The following is a 263-nucleotide window of genomic DNA, read 5'->3' as shown; positions in this document are numbered from 1 at the left end:
AATAGAGAATGCTTGGTTTGAAGCAACATCCATGAAATCAACTTTTTCGCGCTCGATCAAACCAGGAGATGTTTTGACACGAGCTTCTACACGAGCATCGAGGAGATTACCCTTTTCGTCGTACTTAACACCAGCATGGGCGATGTTAAATGCTTCTTCTTCAAGAGCATTCATGTAGACGATTTCACCAGTGATTTTGCCGTTCTTAACGCGAACGTATGGAGTTTCGATAATACCGAACTCGTTTACGCGTGCATATATAG

1 protein-coding gene is annotated in these 263 nt (G+C 42.6%); it reads right to left on the bottom strand.

The window, feature by feature from the left end; genetic code table 11:
• Positions 1 to 263, bottom strand: a 263-nt coding sequence (locus JI667_RS21690) for a hypothetical protein (RefSeq protein WP_206858543.1), incomplete at both ends; no start/stop codon positions are given.

It is taken from the genome of Bacillus sp. NTK074B (genome assembly GCF_017303375.1).
Taxonomy (GTDB): Bacteria; Bacillota; Bacilli; order Bacillales; family Bacillaceae_B; genus Rossellomorea.
This window is presented reverse-complemented; position numbering and strand designations above follow the sequence as displayed.